The sequence below is a fragment of the Streptomyces sp. Ac-502 genome, assembly GCF_045222935.1.
GTDB lineage: Bacteria > Actinomycetota > Actinomycetes > Streptomycetales > Streptomycetaceae > Streptomyces > Streptomyces monomycini.
In genome coordinates, this window is record NZ_JBHFFO010000001.1 from 5,388,216 (window position 1) to 5,406,268 (window position 18,053).

Annotated in this window: 16 protein-coding genes and 4 pseudogenes; 10 read left to right on the forward strand and 10 right to left on the reverse strand. The window is 71.0% G+C overall.

What is annotated here, in order from left to right:
* Window positions 1-122: 122 nt before the first annotated feature.
* Both ACEXOX_RS24325 and ACEXOX_RS24330 read right to left on the reverse strand, forming a co-directional pair.
* Window positions 123-446 carry a hypothetical protein gene (locus tag ACEXOX_RS24325; protein WP_406523242.1) on the reverse strand — a complete coding sequence of 108 codons (324 nt, stop codon included), beginning with the start codon at window positions 444-446 and terminating at the stop codon, window positions 123-125.
* Window positions 447-649: 203 nt separating this feature from the next.
* On the reverse strand, window positions 650-1,633 hold the full coding sequence (locus ACEXOX_RS24330; RefSeq protein ID WP_406523244.1) for an NAD-dependent epimerase/dehydratase family protein: 984 nt from the start codon (window positions 1,631-1,633) through the stop codon (window positions 650-652).
* A 191-nt stretch (window positions 1,634-1,824) separates the two neighbouring features.
* Here ACEXOX_RS24330 and ACEXOX_RS24335 point away from each other — a divergent pair, with 191 nt between their 5' ends.
* The 4 genes and pseudogenes from ACEXOX_RS24335 to ACEXOX_RS24350 form a co-directional block, all read left to right on the forward strand.
* A complete protein-coding gene (locus ACEXOX_RS24335) occupies window positions 1,825-2,580 on the forward strand; it encodes a TetR/AcrR family transcriptional regulator (RefSeq protein ID WP_406523246.1) in 756 nt (251 codons plus the stop codon).
* A gap of 103 nt (window positions 2,581-2,683) precedes the next feature.
* On the forward strand, window positions 2,684-3,043 hold the full coding sequence (locus ACEXOX_RS24340) for a hypothetical protein (protein ID WP_406523248.1): 360 nt from the start codon (window positions 2,684-2,686) through the stop codon (window positions 3,041-3,043).
* Window positions 3,036-3,299, forward strand: coding sequence for a hypothetical protein (locus ACEXOX_RS24345; RefSeq protein WP_406523250.1), 264 nt, complete (start codon window positions 3,036-3,038; stop codon window positions 3,297-3,299). The genes ACEXOX_RS24340 and ACEXOX_RS24345 overlap by 8 nt, the downstream gene beginning before the upstream one ends.
* A gap of 46 nt (window positions 3,300-3,345) precedes the next feature.
* Window positions 3,346-3,612, forward strand: a pseudogene (locus ACEXOX_RS24350) (DUF6640 family protein); the annotation flags it as partial.
* 33 nt (window positions 3,613-3,645) lie between these two features.
* On the opposite strand, the gene ACEXOX_RS24355 reads toward ACEXOX_RS24350, so the two are convergent.
* Window positions 3,646-3,837 (reverse strand): DUF397 domain-containing protein, encoded by a 192-nt coding sequence (locus ACEXOX_RS24355; RefSeq protein ID WP_406526453.1) that lies wholly within the window; start codon window positions 3,835-3,837, stop codon window positions 3,646-3,648.
* A 21-nt stretch (window positions 3,838-3,858) separates the two neighbouring features.
* A complete protein-coding gene (locus ACEXOX_RS24360; protein ID WP_406523251.1) occupies window positions 3,859-4,740 on the reverse strand; it encodes a helix-turn-helix domain-containing protein in 882 nt (293 codons plus the stop codon).
* Between the two features lie 149 nt (window positions 4,741-4,889).
* On the opposite strand from ACEXOX_RS24360, the gene ACEXOX_RS24365 reads away from it, so the two are divergent.
* Entirely contained in the window at window positions 4,890-5,333 is a 444-nt protein-coding gene (locus ACEXOX_RS24365) for an ATP-binding protein (protein ID WP_406523253.1), read from the forward strand.
* Here the strand turns inward: ACEXOX_RS24365 and ACEXOX_RS24370 are convergent.
* On the reverse strand, window positions 5,296-6,141 hold the full coding sequence (locus ACEXOX_RS24370; RefSeq protein ID WP_406523255.1) for a GNAT family N-acetyltransferase: 846 nt from the start codon (window positions 6,139-6,141) through the stop codon (window positions 5,296-5,298). The two genes, ACEXOX_RS24365 and ACEXOX_RS24370, sit on opposite strands and share 38 nt — an antisense overlap.
* Before the next feature lie 239 nt (window positions 6,142-6,380).
* On the opposite strand from ACEXOX_RS24370, the gene ACEXOX_RS24375 reads away from it, so the two are divergent.
* On the forward strand, window positions 6,381-6,557 hold the full coding sequence (locus ACEXOX_RS24375; protein WP_406523256.1) for a hypothetical protein: 177 nt from the start codon (window positions 6,381-6,383) through the stop codon (window positions 6,555-6,557).
* A gap of 109 nt (window positions 6,558-6,666) precedes the next feature.
* On the opposite strand, the pseudogene ACEXOX_RS24380 reads toward ACEXOX_RS24375, so the two are convergent.
* The 3 genes and pseudogenes from ACEXOX_RS24380 to pdhA all read right to left on the reverse strand — a co-directional run bounded on the left by ACEXOX_RS24380 (window position 6,667) and on the right by pdhA (window position 10,333).
* Window positions 6,667-8,135: pseudogene (locus tag ACEXOX_RS24380) on the reverse strand (dihydrolipoamide acetyltransferase family protein).
* A 21-nt stretch (window positions 8,136-8,156) separates the two neighbouring features.
* On the reverse strand, window positions 8,157-9,140 hold the full coding sequence (locus tag ACEXOX_RS24385; protein WP_406523257.1) for an alpha-ketoacid dehydrogenase subunit beta: 984 nt from the start codon (window positions 9,138-9,140) through the stop codon (window positions 8,157-8,159).
* A gap of 2 nt (window positions 9,141-9,142) precedes the next feature.
* The gene (gene pdhA / locus ACEXOX_RS24390) at window positions 9,143-10,333 is read right to left on the reverse strand and encodes a pyruvate dehydrogenase (acetyl-transferring) E1 component subunit alpha (protein WP_406523258.1); all 1,191 of its coding nucleotides are present in this window, start codon (window positions 10,331-10,333) and stop codon (window positions 9,143-9,145) included.
* A gap of 352 nt (window positions 10,334-10,685) precedes the next feature.
* Between pdhA and ACEXOX_RS24395 the strand changes: the two genes are divergently transcribed.
* The 3 genes from ACEXOX_RS24395 (at window position 10,686) to ACEXOX_RS24405 (ending at window position 13,150) form a co-directional block, all read left to right on the forward strand.
* Window positions 10,686-11,345, forward strand: coding sequence for a response regulator (locus ACEXOX_RS24395; protein WP_406523260.1), 660 nt, complete (start codon window positions 10,686-10,688; stop codon window positions 11,343-11,345).
* 237 nt (window positions 11,346-11,582) lie between these two features.
* Complete coding sequence (locus ACEXOX_RS24400; RefSeq protein WP_406523262.1) at window positions 11,583-11,999, forward strand: pyridoxamine 5'-phosphate oxidase family protein; 417 nt, start codon at window positions 11,583-11,585, stop codon at window positions 11,997-11,999.
* A 23-nt stretch (window positions 12,000-12,022) separates the two neighbouring features.
* Window positions 12,023-13,150 carry a phosphotransferase gene (locus ACEXOX_RS24405; protein ID WP_406523263.1) on the forward strand — a complete coding sequence of 376 codons (1,128 nt, stop codon included), beginning with the start codon at window positions 12,023-12,025 and terminating at the stop codon, window positions 13,148-13,150.
* Window positions 13,151-13,233: 83 nt separating this feature from the next.
* Here ACEXOX_RS24405 and ACEXOX_RS24410 read toward each other — a convergent pair.
* Window positions 13,234-14,885: pseudogene (locus ACEXOX_RS24410) on the reverse strand (protein kinase domain-containing protein).
* A gap of 493 nt (window positions 14,886-15,378) precedes the next feature.
* On the opposite strand from ACEXOX_RS24410, the gene ACEXOX_RS24415 reads away from it, so the two are divergent.
* Window positions 15,379-17,205, forward strand: a complete 1,827-nt coding sequence (locus ACEXOX_RS24415) for a protein kinase domain-containing protein (protein ID WP_406523264.1) — start codon at window positions 15,379-15,381, stop codon at window positions 17,203-17,205.
* Between the two features lie 80 nt (window positions 17,206-17,285).
* Here the strand turns inward: ACEXOX_RS24415 and ACEXOX_RS24420 are convergent.
* Window positions 17,286-17,851 (reverse strand): annotated as a pseudogene (locus tag ACEXOX_RS24420) (bacterial proteasome activator family protein).
* Between the last annotated feature and the right edge of the window lie 202 nt (window positions 17,852-18,053).

Here is an 18,053-nt window from a genome sequence, read left to right on the forward strand (position 1 = left end):
GTGCGGGGTGCGGTGCGAAGGCGCAGCCGGAGCCGGCCTCCGTAGCGGAAAAGGCGCCCGGGGTGGCGGTGGAACCGCCCCGGACGCCCTCTCGTTTCAGTGCTTCAGGTCAGCGCTTCGGATCAGCGCTTCCAGTTCGTACCGACCGACACCAGCTTGTCCTTGCCGCAGTTGCCGCCGAACGACCACGAACCACGGCCGACCCAGGCGCCGTACTTGGCGTAGGTCTTCCGCTTCTTGTTCCAGCACTCGGTCTCGGCGCGTGCCTTGCCGCTCCAGACGATGCAGCTCGCGGTCCACTTGTGCTGGCCGCTCTTCCAGTTGCCGCACGCGTAGTCGTTCGACTTGGCGCTGGCGGGCGAGGCCGTACCGAGCAGCATGCCGCCGACGAACACCGCGGTGGCCGCGATTCCGGCCGCCCGGCCGCGCTTTCCCGAAATCCGCATTCCCCGTGAACCCCGTTTCCGCCCGATGGTGCCGGGCGTACGCATCTGAACTCATCCGCGACGGTCGCGCGGATGACCGCCCGGCGCATTTCCGCGCGGGCGGTTGATCATCATCCCACAGCGGGAGTTGGGTTTCCGCTGGTATTTCCCGCGCCCTTTCGCCGAGCAGCACGCTGCCCGGCGAAAGGGCGCGGGACTGGCGCTCAGGCCGTACCGCCGTCCGCCCCCGCCCCCTGCTGCTCCGCGAGCCGGCCCCGGTACCAATCCACCGTCGCGCCGATCCCGTCGAGCAGCGGCGTCGGCGTCATGCCGAAGCGGCGCTCGAACGCGTCCGAGACCATCGCCTGCGCCTCGGTGTGCTGGTAGAACAGCTCGGCGTACTCCGCCATGAACGCCTCGTCGAACGGCCCCCAGGGACGCGGTTCCGCCAGCACCTCTGTCTCGAACGGGACCCCGGCGCACTTCCGCACGAGAGCCAGCACCTCGCGCACCGTGGGGGCCGGGGCCGTCGGCAGGTGCCAGGCCCGCCCGTACGCGTCCGGCTCCTGGCCGAGGCGGGCCAGGCCGCGGGCGACGTCCGCGATGTACGTGAAGCTGTGCGGCAGGTCCAGGTCGCCGAGGGCCAAGGCCGTGCCGCCGGTCAGGGCCGCCGGGAAGGCCGTGGCGCCCAGCGTCGAGTTGAGGACGCGCGGCCCGTAGAAGTCGGCGGCGCGGGCCAGGACGACCGGCAGCCGGCCCGCGTCGTGGGCCGCCAGGTACGCGCCGTCCAGCTCGGCCCGCATACGTCCCTTGCGGGAGGTGGCCCGCCACGGGGAGTCCTCGGTCAGCGGTGCGCCGCCGGACGGGCCGTACGGGTAGAGGGTGTCCATCACCACCAGCCGGGCACCGGCCGCCGCCGTGGCGTCCACGATGACCTTCTGGAGGGCGGGCATCACCTCCACCTGAAGCTCGTAGGCCACGTTGACGCAGTGGTAAACCACCTCGGCCCCGGCCACCGCCTCCCGTGCGGCGGCCGGTGACCCCAGGTCGGCGGCGACGGCCTCCGCACCGGGCAGACCGCCCCGGCCCGAGCGGTCGACAGTCCGTACGCGGAGGCCCTGCCGGAGCAGTTCCTCGGCCAGCGTGGTGCCGGCCGGGCCGGTGCCGAGGACGACGTGCAGCGGGCGGGACGACGTGACGGCGGACATGCGGAACCCCTGTCTTCCGAGGAATGGCGACGCCGGGGCGAAGGTTCGGCGGCGCGGGGCAGCGCGGGCTTCACCGCACTGCACTACTACCCATCACCATAGCTACAGGTTCTAACTAAATCTACAAGCAATCCGATCCTCGCTACCCTCTACTCCGAAGAGCCCGTCCCCGCCCCCGCTGGAGCCGCCCCATGCCGCCGAACACACCCGACACCGCCCAGACCCCGCGCCAGCGCTACCGGGCCCAGCTCCAGCAGGAGATCAAGCAGGCCGCGCTCACCCAGATCGCGGCCGGCGGCATCGAGGCGCTGAGCATCAACGCCATCGCCAAGACCCTCGGCATGTCGGGCCCCGCCCTCTACAAGTACTTCCGCAACCGCGACGACCTGCTCACCGCACTGATCAGCGACGGGTACGAGGACGCCGCCGAGGCCATCCGCACGGCCGCGCACCGGGCCGCCGACCGGTCACCGCGCGACCGGCTGCTCGCCCTCGCCCACGCGTACCGCGACTGGGCCCTCGCCCAGCCGCACCGCTACCTGCTGCTCGCGGGCACCCCCGCGGCGACGTACGAGGCCCCCGCCCGCACCACGGACAGCGCCCGCGCGGTCATGGGCCCGTTCCTGACCGTCCTGGCGGAGGGCACGCCGTGGCCGGCCGCCGAGCCGCTGTACGACGAGGTGCGCGCCTGGGTGGAGGGCACCCCTGCGGTCGCCGAGTGGGTCGCCGCCCACGCCCCCGCCGCCGACGACCCGGTCCACCCGCTCGCGGCCTCCGTGCTCGCCTGGTCCCGTATGCACGGCATCGTCAGCCTCGAAGTCCAGGGCAGCTTCCAAGGCATGGGCCACGACTCCGCGACGCTCCTCACTCTCGAAATCGGGTCACTGGCCGACGCGGTGGGGCTCTCTTCCGACGCCTGCCCGGAGAGCCATGCCCGTCGGTTGTGAGCTCCGTCGACTCGCTTCAGCAGCACGCACCCCGCCTGCCGCCCTAGGATGCGCGAGCACGGCGCCCCCGGCCAATACCCGGCACGAAGGAGAGGGCAGCGGCATGAGTGCCCAACCCGAAGAACGGCCCCAGGAACTGGTTCCCCGCCCGGACCTGTCCTTCCCCAGCCTGCGCACTGCGCTTTCCCGAGTCGCCCCCGCCCAGGTGCCCGAGATGCTGGCCGACCGTGACGTGCAGTTCACCAGGGCCACGGAGGCAGGGTCGTTCGAACCCATCAAGGGCTTCCAGCTCAAGTGGGCGACCGTCATCGAGGTGAAGCGGCGCCGCGACCTCGATCAGCGCATGGAAGCCGCACAGCACCTCGTACACACCCTCGACCGTGACGACCCGAAGTGGCGAGCCGCCATGGACGAGGTCCGGGATGTATACAACGAGGCACGCCGCGCGGTGACCGGTGGCTGAGTGGCGCTGGGAGTACGACCCCACCGCAGACCACGTGATCGGCGGCCTCGACGACCTGGCGTTCATCGCGAGGGTCGAGGAGACAGCCGACGAATTGGTGCGGGCGGCTGCCGCCCAATTCCTCGACGGCTCCCCCTACCGGGGCGCCTCCCCGAAGGTCAGCGAAGTGGTGATCTCCGGCGGCATGTTCCTACACCAGGTCATTCCGCGACACCAGTGCGTCCACATTCTCCAGGTCACCCTGGCGCCCTACTGAGAGGGGACGCGGTGTTGCAACACGACACCTCCTCCCGCGCATCGTGATGGCCTTCGTCGGAGCGATCACCACGGTCAGCGCCGTACTGGCCGATCTCGTCGTCCCAGACCTGGCGGCCCAGCACGCCTTCAACCCCGGGTGGCCGCCCCACGCCAAGTTCCACGACGCCCAGTACATGGTGATGACGGTGCTCCTCGGCGCCATCGGGCTGACCCTCACCCTGTGGCGGCAGCGCCGCAACCTGCGCGGCCGGCTGCTGTGCGCCGCCGCGATCCTGGCCACGCCGTGGCTCAGCATGATCGGCGCCCTCCTGTTCCCCGGCACGCTGCGCGGGAGGGAGGAGGGGTTACGCGGTGACCGAGGCCGCGCGTATCTGCCCGTCGATCACGGCGGAACGGAAGGCGAGCCAATCACGGTCGCCGAAGAGCAAGGTGCGTCCGGACGGGTACTTGGAGTCGCGGACGGCGACGACGGCGGGCACGTTGGTCGCGACCTCTACGCACTCGCCGCCGCCCGGGGCGCTGTGGCTGGACTTCATGAACTGGAATTCGCGCACGTGTCATAACTCCTTGCGGATGGTGTCGATCAGGGTGACTGAGTCGCGCGGCGCCAGACTCAATCTGGCGGTCCGATCGAAGAAGGTGGCGTAAGTGGCGCTGTCCTCCGCGTCCTCCATCCAGACAGTAGAGGCGATGCCGTCGACGTGCACGACGTCCACCGCCTCGTTCTCGGCGAACGAGACGATGTTGAACGGGCTCGTAATGCACGGGTGGCCGCCCGCCCGGTACGGCAGGACCTGCAGCTTTACATTGGGCAGCCCTGCCAGGTCGATCAGTTGCTCCAATTGCTGGCGCATGACCTCGGCGCCGCCCACCAGTTGCCGGAGGGCGGCCTCCCAGACCACGGCGTACAACTGAAGGGGACGCTCCCCGCCGAGCCTCGCCTGTCTGCGCAGCCTGACCTCGACGATGTGCTCGATCTCGTCCGGATCTTGCCACGCCCCATAACTCACCTCCAGCGCGCGAGCGTATTCGCGGGTCTGACACAGCCCGGGAACCAGCGACAACTGCCAGTTCCGAATCCGACTCGCCACATCCTCCAAAGCGACGTACTCGGCCAAGGCCCCCGCGTTGGGGGAATGGTGCCACCACCCCTTCGCCTTCCGCCGCTCCCGGTCCAGCTTCGCCAAGCTCAACAGCCGCGTCACCGTGCCGGAGTCATCCATCCCGTAGAGATGACACAGCGCACGAATGTCCGGATCGCGCATCGGGACCAGCCCGCGCTCCATCTTCGCGACCTTCGGGACCGAAGCCGTGAGCGCCTCCGCCGCGTGGGCCTGACGCAGGTCGCGCGCCTCGCGCATGCGCAGCAGTTCGCCGCCCAGTCTGCGGCCCAGCACCGTCGATACCGAGGTCCCCCGTTCGGGTCGGCCTTCCGTCATGTCCCGCCCCTTCCCTCTGAGTTGACCAAGCCAGTACCAGTAAATATTTCTGCGCGAGCAACTTGCCTCATCACGCACAGCAACACTACCGTCTGTTGCCACTCGCTCGCACAGCGAGAACGTTGGCCCCAAGACGGAGGCGATCAGCCATGCCAGTTTCCCAACTCGTCCACGAAGACAAGCTCGACTACACCCCCACCGCCCGCAGCGTCTCCCTCGCCCGGCGGCGGGCGGCGCGGCTGGTGGCGGAGTGGGGGCAGGCCGAAGCCGCCGGGGACGCGGCGCTGATCGTTTCGGAGCTGGCCACCAACGCGCTGCTGCACGGGACGTTGCGGGGGCGGCTTTTCCGGGTGCGGCTGGTGATGGGGCCGTCGCTGTTGCGGGTCGAGGTGAGTGATCCGCGTGGGGAGCGCGTGCCGCGGAAGAGGCGCGGGGTGGCCTCCACTTCGGGGCACGGGCTCGTGCTCGTCAACGGCCTCGCCGACCGGTGGGGGGTCGAGCCCCGTACCGTCGGCAAGACCGTGTGGGCGGAGCTGGGGCTCCGGCCCCGCGCCGTCAAGCGGTCATGCGGCCCTGCGCGATCAGGCGGCTGACCACCCGCATGTGAGCCGGCGCGCAGCGCTCGCGCGCCTCGTGGCGGTCGAACCAGGCGTATTCGGCGATCTCGCGGCCGGGCGCGGGGGCGATGTCCTGGGGGCCGCCGGTGAAGCACGTCATGTGCAGGGGGCGGCCGGCGTTCGCGCCGTGGGCCGTGGCGTGGACGGTGAAGGCCTCGGTGAGGTCGGCGGCCGGGACCGTCAGGCCCAGTTCCTCGGAGAGTTCGCGGGACAGCGCCTCGGGGGCGGTCTCCCCCGGTTCGTACTTGCCGCCGGGCAGGTAGAACGTGTCGTTGCCGCGCGTACGGACGCTGAGCAGGCGGCCGTCGCGTACGTGCAGCCAGCCCACGGAGCGCAGGGGCGCCGGGCGGGCCAGGGTGATCACCTCCTCGCCGGTGGCCTCGTCCGTGCGGCGGTCGCGTTCCGTGAAGCCGAGGTGGGCGTAGAACGCGCGGGCCGCCTCGTTGCGGGCGAAGACTCCGAGGGTGAGGGCGCCGTGGAGAGACGCGGCGTGTTCGAGGAGCTGGGCGCCGATGCCGCGGCCCTGCGCCTCGGGGGCGACGAAGAGGCCGCCGATCTCGGAGTCCAGGAGGCCGAGAAGGCCCAGGACGGTGCCGTCTTGACGGTCCTCAGCCACCCAGTTGTCGGCCTGCACGAGGTACACCTCGCGGACCTCGCGGGCGCGCTCACCCGTACCCTCGCCCTCGATGAACGGGTGGGCCCGGCGTACGGCGCGGGACCACAGGTCCATGACGGCGGGCTCGTCAGCCGGGCGGTAGGGGCGGATGATCGTCGCGCTGCTCATCCGGTCGACGGTAGGGAGGACGGGGGAGTCGGCAACTGCATTTGCGGGCCGCAGCGGCTCCGGCGCCCCCGTCGCGCCGCCGCAATCTGCCGAAGGATGTATCCGGAGCCCCGCCGGTGTCCGACTTAAGGCTGACGTGAGTCTGTACCTGGCGCGTACGACATCGGCGTTTTCCCGTGACGTAATGGAAGGGAGGGGCTGGAAGTCAGGCTCCGAACCGTACGCAAGGGGAGACCACCATGCAGTCCAGGACGAACGCCGGCCGACGTGCTCGGACCACCGTCATGGTCGCACTGCTCGTGGCCGCGCTGTGGGGCGGTATCGCGCTGACGAAGGGCGCGGCACAGGCCGACCACGCGGCGACGGACGGGCCCGTGGGGCACCTCAGCCGCGCCGTCGAGATCATCCGGGGCTGAGCAGAGCAGAACGTCGTGAGGGCGGGCCCGGAGGCGAACCGTTTCGGTCGCCTCCGGGCCCGCCCTCTTGCGGTGCGGGGGCCGGGGCCGGAGCCCGGGCCGTGACCCGTCAGGCCCAGGTGATCAGCCGCTTGGGCTGCTCCAGGATCGCCGCGATGTCCGCGAGGACCTTGGAGCCCAGCTCGCCGTCGACCAGCCGGTGGTCGAAGGAGAGCGCCAGCGTGGTGACCTGACGGGGCTTGACCTTGCCCTTGTGCACCCAGGGCTGGAGCTTGACCGCGCCGAAGGCGAGGATCGCCGGCTCCCCGGGGTTGAGGATCGGAGTGCCGGTGTCGACGCCGAAGACGCCCACGTTGGTGATGGTCACCGTGCCGCCCGCCATGTCGCCGGGCGCCGTCCTGCCCTCGCGGGCCGTGGTGACCAGCTCGCCGAGCGCGGCGGCCAGCTGCGGCAGGGTCTTGGCGTCCGCGTCCTTGATGTTCGGGACGATCAGACCGCGGGGGTGGCCGCGGCGATGCCCAGGTTCACGTAGTGCTTGCGGACGATCTCCTGGTTCTCCTCGTCCCAGGCCGCGCTGATCTCGGGGTTGCGCTTGATGGCGACCAGCAGCGCCTTGGCGACGAGCAGCAGCGGGTTGACGCGCAGGCCCGCCATGTCGGGGTCCTGCTTCAGCTCCTGGACGAGCTTCATCGTGCGGGTCACGTCGACGGTGACGAACTCCGTGACGTGCGGCGCGGTGAAGGCGCTGTTGACCATCGCCTGCGCGGTGGCCTTCCGTACGCCCTTGACCGGGATACGGGTCTCCCGCGCGCGGAACGCCTCGGAGCCCGGGACGGACGCGGCGGCTCCGGTGGCGGCCGGCTGCGCGGCCGGGGCCGGGGCCTCGGCCGCGGGCGCGGGGGCCGCGGCGGCGTGCACGTCCTCGCGGGTGATCACGCCGTCCGGGCCGGTCGGGGTGACCGTGGCCAGGTCGATGCCGAGGTCCTTGGCCAGCTTACGGACCGGGGGCTTGGCCAGCGGGCGCCCGGCCGCGGGGACGGCAGCCGGGGCGGAGGGGGCCGGAGGTGCCGGAGTGGCGGGGGCGGCCGGGGCCGACGCCGCGGTGTGGCCGTTCAGCTCCGCCTGGACCGCCGCGGCGGCCGGCTCCCGCGCCGGTGCGCCCGGCTGCGGCTTGCGCGCCCGCCGCTTGGTGGACGACGGGGCCGCGCCGTACCCGACGAGGACGGCCTGCCGGCCCTGCGACTCGGCCTCCTCCTCGTCGGCGGCCGGAGCGGGCCCAGCCTCGGCGGCCGGGGCGGGTGCCTCGGCCGGGCCGGCGCCGGGGTCGGTGTCCACGGCGATGATCGAGGTGCCCACGTCGACCGTGGCGCCCTCCTCGAAATGCACCGCGTGCACCACGCCCTCGTACGGGCAGGGCAGCTCCACGGCGGCCTTGGCGGTCTCCACCTCGCAGATGACCTGCCCGTCGGTGACGGTGTCACCCGGCTTCACGTACCACTTGAGGATTTCGGCCTCGGTGAGTCCCTCGCCCACGTCGGGCATCTTGAACTCGCGGAAGCGCTGCTCGGCTGCGGTCATGGTCACTACTCCTCAAGCCCTTCAGTACGCCAGCGCGCGGTCGACCGCGTCGAGCACCCGGTCGAGTCCCGGCAGGTATTCGTCCTCCAGCCTGGACGGCGGGTACGGCGCGTGGAAACCGCCCACCCGCAGCACCGGCGCCTCCAGGTGGTAGAAGCACCGCTCGGTGATGCGGGCGGCGATCTCCGAGCCCGAACCGAGGAAGACCGGTGCCTCGTGGACGACGACCAGCCGCCGGGTCTTCTCCACCGAGGACTGGATCGCGTCGAAGTCCATGGGCGAGATCGAGCGCAGGTCCAGGACCTCGACCGACTTGCCCTCCTCGGCGGCGACCTTGGCGACGTCCAGACAGACCTTGACCATCGGGCCGTACGCGGCCAGCGTCACGTCCGTACCGGCCTGCGCCACCCGCGCCACGTGCAACGGGTCCGGGATCGCCTCGGTGTCCAGGCGGCCCTTGTCGTGGTAGCGGCGCTTGGGCTCGAAGTAGATGACCGGGTCGTCGCTCTCGATGGCCTGACGCATCATCCAGTACGCGTCCGAGGCGTTCGAGGGCGAGACGCACTTCAGGCCCGCGACGTGCGCGAACAGCGCCTCCGGGGACTCGGAGTGGTGCTCGACCGCGCCGATGCCGCCGCCGTAGGGGATACGGATGACGACCGGCATCTTGATCTTGCCGAGCGCGCGGGCGTGCATCTTGGCGAGCTGGGTGACGATCTGGTCGTACGCGGGGAAGACGAAACCGTCGAACTGGATCTCCACCACCGGCCGGTAGCCGCGCAGCGCCATGCCGATGGCGGTGCCGACGATGCCGGACTCGGCCAGCGGCGTGTCGATCACCCGCTCCTCGCCGAAGTCCTTCTGCAGCCCGTCGGTGACGCGGAAGACGCCGCCGAGCTTGCCGACGTCCTCGCCCATGATCAGGACCTTGGGGTCGGCCTCCATGGAGGCGCGCAGCGAGGCGTTGATCGCCTTGGACAGCGTGATCTTCTCGAAGACAGCCATGGTCAGTTCTCCTCCGCGTCCGCGAACGACGCCTGATACGCGGCGAACTGCGCGCGCTCCTCGTCCACGAGCGCGTGTCCGTCGGCGTACACGTTCTCGAAAATGGCCATGGTGTCCGGGTCGGGCATCGTGCGCACCACCTCACGCACCCGCTTGCCCAGCGTCTCGCTCTCCTCCTCGACGGAGTCCAGGTAGGCCTGGTCGGCGATGCCCTCGGTCTCCAGGTAGGTGCGCAGCCGCAGGATCGGGTCCTTGGCCTCCCACGCCTCGCGCTCCTCGTCGGCGCGGTAGCGCGTCGGGTCGTCGGAGGTGGTGTGGGCGCCCATCCGGTACGTGAACGCCTCGACCAGCGTCGGGCCCTCTCCCGCACGGGCCCGCTCCAGGGCCGCCCTGGTCACCGCCAGGCAGGCCAGGACGTCGTTGCCGTCCACCCGCACGCCGGGGAAGCCGTAGCCGCGGGCGCGCTGGTAGAGCGGGACGCGGGTCTGCTTCTCGGTGGGCTCGGAGATCGCCCACTGGTTGTTCTGGCAGAAGAACACCACGGGGGCGTTGTAGACCGCGGAGAAGGTGAAGGACTCGGCCACGTCGCCCTGGCTGGAGGCGCCGTCACCGAAGTACGCGATGACGGCCGAGTCGGCGCCGTCCTTCTGGACGCCCATGGCGTAGCCGGTCGCGTGCAGCGCCTGGGAGCCGATCACGATCGTGTACAGGTGGAAGTTGTTGCTGTTGGGGTCCCAGCCGCCGTTGTTCACGCCGCGGAACATGCCCAGCAGGTTCGTCGGGTCCACACCGCGGCACCAGGCGACCCCGTGCTCCCGGTAGGTCGGGAAGACGTAGTCGTCGTCGCGCAGCGCGCGCCCGGAGCCGATCTGGGCGGCCTCCTGGCCCAGCAGCGAGGCCCACAGGCCCAGCTCGCCCTGGCGCTGGAGGGTGGTCGCCTCGGCGTCGAAGCGCCGCGTGAGGACCATGTCCCGGTACAGCCCGCGCAGTTCCCCGTCCGAGATGTCGATCGCGTACTCGGGGTGCTCGACGCGCTTGCCCTCGGGGGTCAGCAGCTGTACCAGCTGATCCTGCTCCGCCTCGGCAGGGGCCGGGGCGGCCGCCTTCGCCTTGGCGGGTGACGCCTTCTTTGCGGTGGTGCGCTTGCCGCCACCGCGGGTGTTCTTCCGCGCGGCAGTGCTCTCCACGGTCACGTGCTGCTCCTCCGTCTGTCCGGCCCCCGGGGTCCGCCGGTGGCCGTATTGCGGCTCACCCGGTATCCGATACGGCGCACGGGGTGTGTGCGGCACGGCGCGGCCCGGGTGGAACAAGGTGCCCCGGCCACGGCCTGCCGGAAGGGGCGTTGTGCCCTACTTCCGGAGCCTAGGCGAAAGGGGCCCTGACCTGCGACTTTGCTTGGGGTTCCAAGTATTTTGCTTGGATTTCCGAGCATGCGCGCCGACCAGTCGGCAATCCCCTGTTCACAGCGTTGCAGTCCGCCGGGACAACGGCACGTTATATCGGTGACCTGGAGCACGGGAAGAGTTGGTGTGTGAGACTGATCGTGTGCGCGACGACGGAAAAATCACGGTATTCCTGCTCGACGACCACGAGGTCGTACGGCGCGGCGTCCACGAGATGCTCTCGGTGGAGGCGGACATCGAGGTGGTCGGCGAGGCCGGTACCGCCGCAGATGCCCTGGTCAGGATCCCTGCGACGCGTCCGGACGTGGCCGTGCTGGACGTCCGGCTGCCGGACGGCAGCGGTGTGGAGGTCTGCCGGGAGATCCGCTCCCAGGACGAGTCGATCAAATGCCTGATGCTCACGTCTTTCGCGGACGACGAAGCTCTGTTCGACGCCATCATGGCGGGTGCGTCCGGGTACGTGCTCAAGGCGATCCGCGGCAACGAGCTGCTGACCGCCGTACGGGACGTGGCGGCCGGCAAGTCGCTGCTGGACCCGGTGGCCACCGCCCGCGTACTGGAACGTCTGCGCGACGGCAACAATCCGCGCGGCGACCAGCGGCTGGCCAACCTGACCGAGCAGGAGCGCAAGATCCTCGACCTGATCGGCGAGGGGCTGACCAATCGGGTGATCGGCGAGCGGCTGCACCTCGCCGAGAAAACGATCAAGAACTACGTCTCCAGCCTGCTCTCCAAGATGGGCATGGAGCGCCGGTCGCAGGCGGCCGCCTATGTGGCGCGGATGCAGGCGGAGCGGCAGTAGCGCCGCGTGAAAATCCTGGGGTTTTTCCGTGTGGAAAATGTCTTGGGTGGACGAGGATGGACATGGGCGGACGTGGGCGAACGTTCAAGAGTGGGAAAAATTCGGCGCCCGTAACCGCTCTGACCTCCTGAAACGGCACCGAAGCAGAGAATTGCCGCACGATTCAGGACCAACGTCCCGTTTCCACCAGGGCGGGTGCCTCTACTTTCGTACGCACCGGCACGGCAGGGTGTAGCCATGCCCACCGACGACCTCCACGCCATCGAGCTGCTGAACCGCGTCCCTTACGGACGGGTGTCGGCCAGCCAGCGGGCGCTGCCCTTCACCGCCGTCACGCGGCATGTCGTGACCGAAGGCCGGCTACTGCTGCGGCTGCACCGCGGCCACGGCTACCACCGCGCCCTGGACGGCAACGTCGTCGCCTACGAGGCCGACAACGTGAACTCCGGCGCCAACGACACCTGGTCCGTCCAGTTCACCGGCACCGCCCGGGCCATCGCGCCCACGCCAGCCGAGTTCGAACTGTTCGGACCCACGCCGCGGCTGGCCGACGGAGAGCCCTTCGACCCGGTTTTCCTCCGCATAGAACCGGAGTTTGTCAAGGTCCACTACCTCTGTGATGTCCCTGTGTTCCGTTACGCCCACTCAGCGTGACGCGGTGATCTAACATCTGGCGCGTGCTGCGCTCATCCGATGTCCGGACGGTGACCACGCCCGACGGACACATCCTCGGCTCCCTGCTGCGCCGTTACGGCGCCGGGGAGCCGTTGACGTGCGAGCCGGTCGCCGAGGGGCTGCTCAACCGCGGTTACCGCCTCGCCACCACCCACGGCCGCTACTTCCTCAAACACCACCTCGACGGCGACCAGGCCGCCATCGCCCGCCAGCACCGCGCCACGCGCCGCCTGGGCGCGCTCGGCCTGCCGGTCGCCCCGCCGCTCGCCGACGCGGACGGCCGCACGGTCACGGTCCTCGGCGGCCGGTGCTACGCGCTGCACCCGTGGGTCGAGGGCCGCCACCGCGACGGCGCCGCCCTCACCCGGCTCCAGTCACGCCGCCTGGGCGCCCTGCTGGGCCATGTGCACACCGCGCTGGAGCAGGTCATAACGCGCGACCCGGCGGGGCCCCGTACTCCGTACGAGCATCCGGGCGCCGACCCGGCACGGACCTTCGAGATGATCGGCGAACTGCTCGCGCTGGCCCGCCGGACCCGCCCGCGCAGCAGCTTCGACGAACTCGCCGAACACCGCCTGCTGGAGCGCCGGACGCTGCTGGAACGGGAGGCGCACCGGCGGCCGGCGGCGGCGCAGGTACCGGCCGCCGGCTGGGTCCACGGCGACTTCCACCCGCTCAACCTGCTCTACCGGGGCGCCGAGCCCGCCGCCATCGTCGACTGGGACCGGCTGGGCGTGCAGCCCCGCGCCGAGGAGGCCGTACGGGCCGCGGCCATCTTCTTCGTCCAGCCCGCCGGCACCCTCGACCTGCCGAAGGTACGGGCGTACGCGGGCGCCTACCGCCGCGCCTCGGGCGCCTGCGCGGCGGAACTGGCCGCCGCCGTCCACCGGGTGTGGTGGGAGCGCCTCAACGACTTCTGGATGCTCGACTGGCGCTACCGGCTCGGCGACCGGCGGGCCGACCCGCAGTTCCCGGCTGCGGCCGCGCTGGCGGTGTGGTGGACGCGGGAGTACGCGGCGGTGCGGGGGCTTTCACGGAGTGAAGGGGGCTTGCACGGAGTGAGGGGGCCGGGGACGACGCAGCGGGCGGCCGGTGGTCCGGCCGCCCGCTGTGTTCGGACGAAGGGGTGAGGGGTGGTCGTGCGGCCCCTGACCGGTGGTCAGGCGGGCGCTGACCGGTGGTCAGGCGGTGCGGTGGTCAGGCGGGAAGGCGGTCAGTTCCCGTCCAGGTCGCCGACGGCGCCGCTGCCGCCCGGGCCGCTGCCCGCGGTCGTCCCGGCGTTCGTGTTGCCGCTGCTCGTGTTGCCGTTCGACGTGTTGCCGTTGGAGTCCCCGCCGTTGCCGCCGTTGGCACCGCTGCTCGTGTTGCCCTGGGTGGTGCCGCCGTTGGTCGGCCTGGTGGTCGGCGTCGTCGTGGGCGGGTTGCTCGACGGCGGCGGCGAGCTGGGCGGCTTGGAGGTGCGCGGCGTGCTCGGGTAGCGCGTCGTCGGCGGGTTGTACGTGTGCGAGTTGCCGCCCGAGCTGCCCGGCTCCGAGTACGTGTTGGTCGGCTCGTCGGACGGCTCGTCGGAGGGCTTCTGCTCCGAGCTCTGGGAGACCGACGGGCTCGGGGTCGGCTTCGTGTCCTTCTTCCCGTCACCGGCCGTCTTCTGCAGCGCGATGGCCACACCGACCGCGATGGCGATCACCGCGAGCGCCGCGATCAGCCAGATCCTGCCGCGGCTGCCCTTGGCGGGCCGGTGCCCGCCCTCGTAGCCGCCGTCGCCGTCCCGCATACCGGGGGCAGGATCGGCTGGGCCGTGGTCTGCCCGTGGTCCGGGTGCGGCAGGGCCGTGGTGGCGGCGGCCGACCCCAGGGCCGGGGTGTGTCCGCCCCCGTGCACGGCGACCGGGCCGGTGTTCCACGTACCGGAGTGGCCGCCCTGCTCGTGCAGCATCTGCAGGGCGTACTGGACCAGCCCGCGCATCTCCTCCGCGGTCTGGAAACGGTCGTCCGGGTCCTTGGCCAGCGAGCGCATGACCAGGCCGTCCAGCTCCGGCGGGACCGCCCCGGCGACCTCGGACGGCGGCACCGGGATGTCCTGGACGTGCTGGTAGACGACCGACAGCGGGGTCTCGCCGGTGAACGGGGGACGCAGGGCCAGCAGTTCGTACAGCAGGCAGCCGGTCGCGTACAGGTCGGAGCGGGTGTCCACGGTCTTGCCGAGGGCCTGCTCGGGCGAGAGGTACTGCGGCGTGCCCATGACCATGCCGGTCTGGGTCATCGTCGACTGCGCGCCGTGCAGCGCGCGGGCGATGCCGAAGTCCATCACCTTGACCGCGCCGCCGTGCGTGATGATCACGTTCGCGGGCTTGATGTCACGGTGCACGATGCCGTGCTGGTGGCTGTAGGCCAGCGCCTCCAGCACCCCGGAGACGATGATCAGCGCCTGGTCCGGCGGCGGGGCGTCCGCGTTCAGCAGCAGGTCGCGGATGGTGCGGCCCTCGACCAGCTCCATGACGATGTACGGCACGGTGGTGCCGCCGACGTAGTCCTCGCCGGAGTCGTACACCGCCACCACCGCGTGGTGGTTCAGCCCCGCGACGGACTGTGCCTCACGGGTGAAGCGGGCCTTGGAGACCGGGTCCTCCGCGAGGTCGGCGCGCAGCAGCTTGACGGCGACGGTGCGGCCGAGGCGCACGTCCTCGGCGGCGAACACCTCCGCCATGCCGCCACGGCCGAGCCGGTGCGTGAGCCGGTAGCGTCCGTCGCCCACCAAACCGCCATTGCCCCACATCTCCGGTGCATCGGAAGGATTTGCATCAGGAGAGTGGGAGCCGGTGGCATCAGGATCGGACGGGCCCTGGGGGCTCTGCGTCGGTGCCATCGGTCCTCGCCGTCGTATCGATCCGCATCACAGCGGTAAGGTCTCGGTCTTCGCTAGAGCACGCTACAGGCTCCGCGGCACACGCCGGTCCCGTGATGGACCGGTCATCACACCTTCTACGGCCCCATTGTCGCAAGTTAACCCCGGGCGGTCGCACGCCGATCGGCGGCCCGGACGGTCCGGGACCGTAATGGGATCTTGCGCATCCGGTCACGGAACGGGCACACAGCTTGACGTGTCCGCGCCCTGGTGGACACTGGGCTGGGATTCGGCCACGATCCCGGTACAACCCATACTGATCTCGGCACGTCCGCAGGCGCACGTGCCGCGGGCCCACCACCTGCCGCAGGTACCGGGGGCCCACCACGTTGAGTAACGTCTGTGCACGTCAACAGGTCACACAGGGCGGCACGGACGGGCACGGCAACAGCCACGAGGCGCGGCGCGCCGCAACACGTGCGCGGGAACAGCGCGCCAAGGGGGAAGCGGAACCATGAGCCAGGACGGCGCTCAGGACGGGTACGAGGGCCGTTCGGTCGGCGGGGGACGCTACCAGCTCCGTGATCTTCTGGGCGCCGGCGGCATGGCGTCCGTACACCTCGCGTACGACAGCGTCCTGGACCGCGAGGTCGCGATCAAGACGCTGCACACCGAGCTCGGCCGCGAGCAGGCGTTCCGCGAACGCTTCCGGCGCGAGGCCCAGTCCGTGGCGAAGCTCACGCACACCAACATCGTCTCGGTGTTCGATTCCGGCGAGGACACGCTGTCCGACAGCGCCTCCGGCGCCGGGGACGGCGGCGTGGTGCCGTACATCGTCATGGAGTACGTGGCGGGCCGGCCGCTCCGCTCCGACCTGGACGCCGACATCGCCCAGCACGGTGCGATGCCCACCGAGAAGGCCCTGAAGATCACCGCCGATGTGCTGGCCGCCCTGGAGGCCAGCCACGAGATGGGCCTGGTCCACCGGGACATCAAGCCCGGCAACGTCATGCTGAACAAGCGCGGCGTCGTCAAGGTCATGGACTTCGGCATCGCCCGCGCCATGCAGTCCGGCGTCACCTCCATGACGCAGACCGGCATGGTCGTCGGCACCCCGCAGTACCTCTCGCCCGAGCAGGCCCTGGGCCGCGGCGTGGACGCCCGCTCCGACCTGTACTCGGTCGGCATCATGCTCTTCGAGCTGCTGACCGGCCGGCTCCCCTTCGACGCGGACTCCCCGCTGGCCATCGCCTACGCGCACGTCCAGGAGGAACCGCCGGTCCCCTCCGGCATCAACCGGTCGCTGCCGCCCGCCGTGGACGCGCTGGTCGCCCGCGCGCTGAAGAAGAACCCCAACGAGCGGTTCCCGACCGCCGAGGCGATGCGGGACGAGTGCCTGCGCGTCGCCGGTTCGGGCCAGTCCGGCGCCACCCCGCTGATCATCAGCGAGGGCCCGCGCGCCCGCACCAGCGGCGCCTCGGTGGCCTCCGCGGTCTTCCCGACCGCTTCCCCGAACGCCGCCGGGCCCCACACCCCGGTCCCGCCGAACGTCCAGACGCCGTACCAGCCGACGCAGGCCGCTCCGCAGGCCGGCCCGCGGATGGGGCCCGGCCCGTCGGCGGCCGGGGGGCAGGGGTTCGGGCCGTCGGCGGCGGCGACACCGCCGCCGGTCAGCGGCTATCCGGGGCCGATTCCGGGTCCGGGGCCGATGGGGGCTTCGGGGCCGATGGGGGCTCAGGGGCCGGTTCCGGCACAGGGGCCGATCGGGACGTCGGGGCCGGTCCCGGCTCAGGGTCCGGCTCCGTTCAACAGCGGCTTCCAGACCCCGCCGCCGTACGCGGGCCCGTCGACCCCCGCGCCGACGCCCGCCCCGGTCGGCCAGCGGCCGGGCGGCAACCGTTCCGGCGGCCGTGGCAACACCCCGGTGATCGTCGTCTCCGCCATCATCGGCGTGGTCGTGGTCACCGCGATCGCCATCGGCATCGGCCTGAGCGGCGGCAGCGAGAACACGAACACGCGCCGCACCAGCCCGTACACCTACTCGCCGTCCCCCTCGGTCAAGCCCGAGGACCCGACGGCCACCATCTCCACCACGCGCTGCACCGACCCGGCCAAGAGCTACAGCCAGAAGGGCAAGATCTTCCTGCCTTCCTTCTACGGCAAGAACCTGACCTCGGTGAAGCAGTGCATGGACGCGGCCGGCTGGTCGTACGAGATCTCCGAGCGCAGCAGCTCCATCTACGGCAAGAACACCGTCCTCAGCCAGTCCCCGAGCAACCTGTGGGACCCCAAGGGCGGCGAGAAGATTCACCTGACCGTGTCCACGGGGAAGCGTTCGTAGGGGCGGGGGCGGGCCGCACCACCGGCACGCACATCGGAAGGGCCCGGCGCGCGGGGTGCGCGGCGGGCCCTTTGAGCGGGTCAGAGGTACGGGCCCGAGCGGGCGCCCCCTGACCGGGGTTGGGCTGTTCCATGTCGTCGGCCGGCACCGCACCGGGCGGCAGCGCGCGGCGCATCTGCTCCAACTGGGCGCGAGCCGCCATCTGCTGGGCGAACAGCGCGGTCTGGATGCCGTGGAACAGACCTTCCAGCCAGCCGACCAACTGGGCCTGCGCGATCCGCAGTTCCGCGTCCGTGGGCACCGAGTCGTCGGTGAACGGCAGGGACAGCCGCTCCAGCTCCTCGACCAGCTCGGGCGCCAGGCCGTCCTCCAGCTCCTTGACCGAGCTGGAGTGGATCTCCTTGAGGCGCACCCGGCTCGCCTCGTCCAGCGGCGCCGCCTTCACCTCTTCGAGAAGCTGCTTGATCATGCTGCCGATGCGCATGACCTTTGCGGGCTGTTCGACCATGTCCGTCACGGGAACCTCACGGGACTCGTCGTCGCCGTCCCCGCCACCGGAGCCGGCGCTGCCGAGAGCCATTCCGTCCGGGCCGACCACCAGGACGTGCGGGCTCTCCTGCGACCGTTCGTTCATCGGCATATCCATGCCGCCATTCTCTCGTACAGCCGGCTAGGAACGGTTGTGCCCTGGGAGAAAGGTGATCCAACCTCTGGGGGTGGGTGAGCTTTGGGGAGAGGTTCGGGGAGAGGCTCGGGGAGGGGCCCGGGTGGGGTTTTGGGAGGGGCCCGGGTGGGCGCTCGGGGAGAGGGCAGGGTGGGCTTTGGGGAGAGGTCCGGGGAGGGCTTTG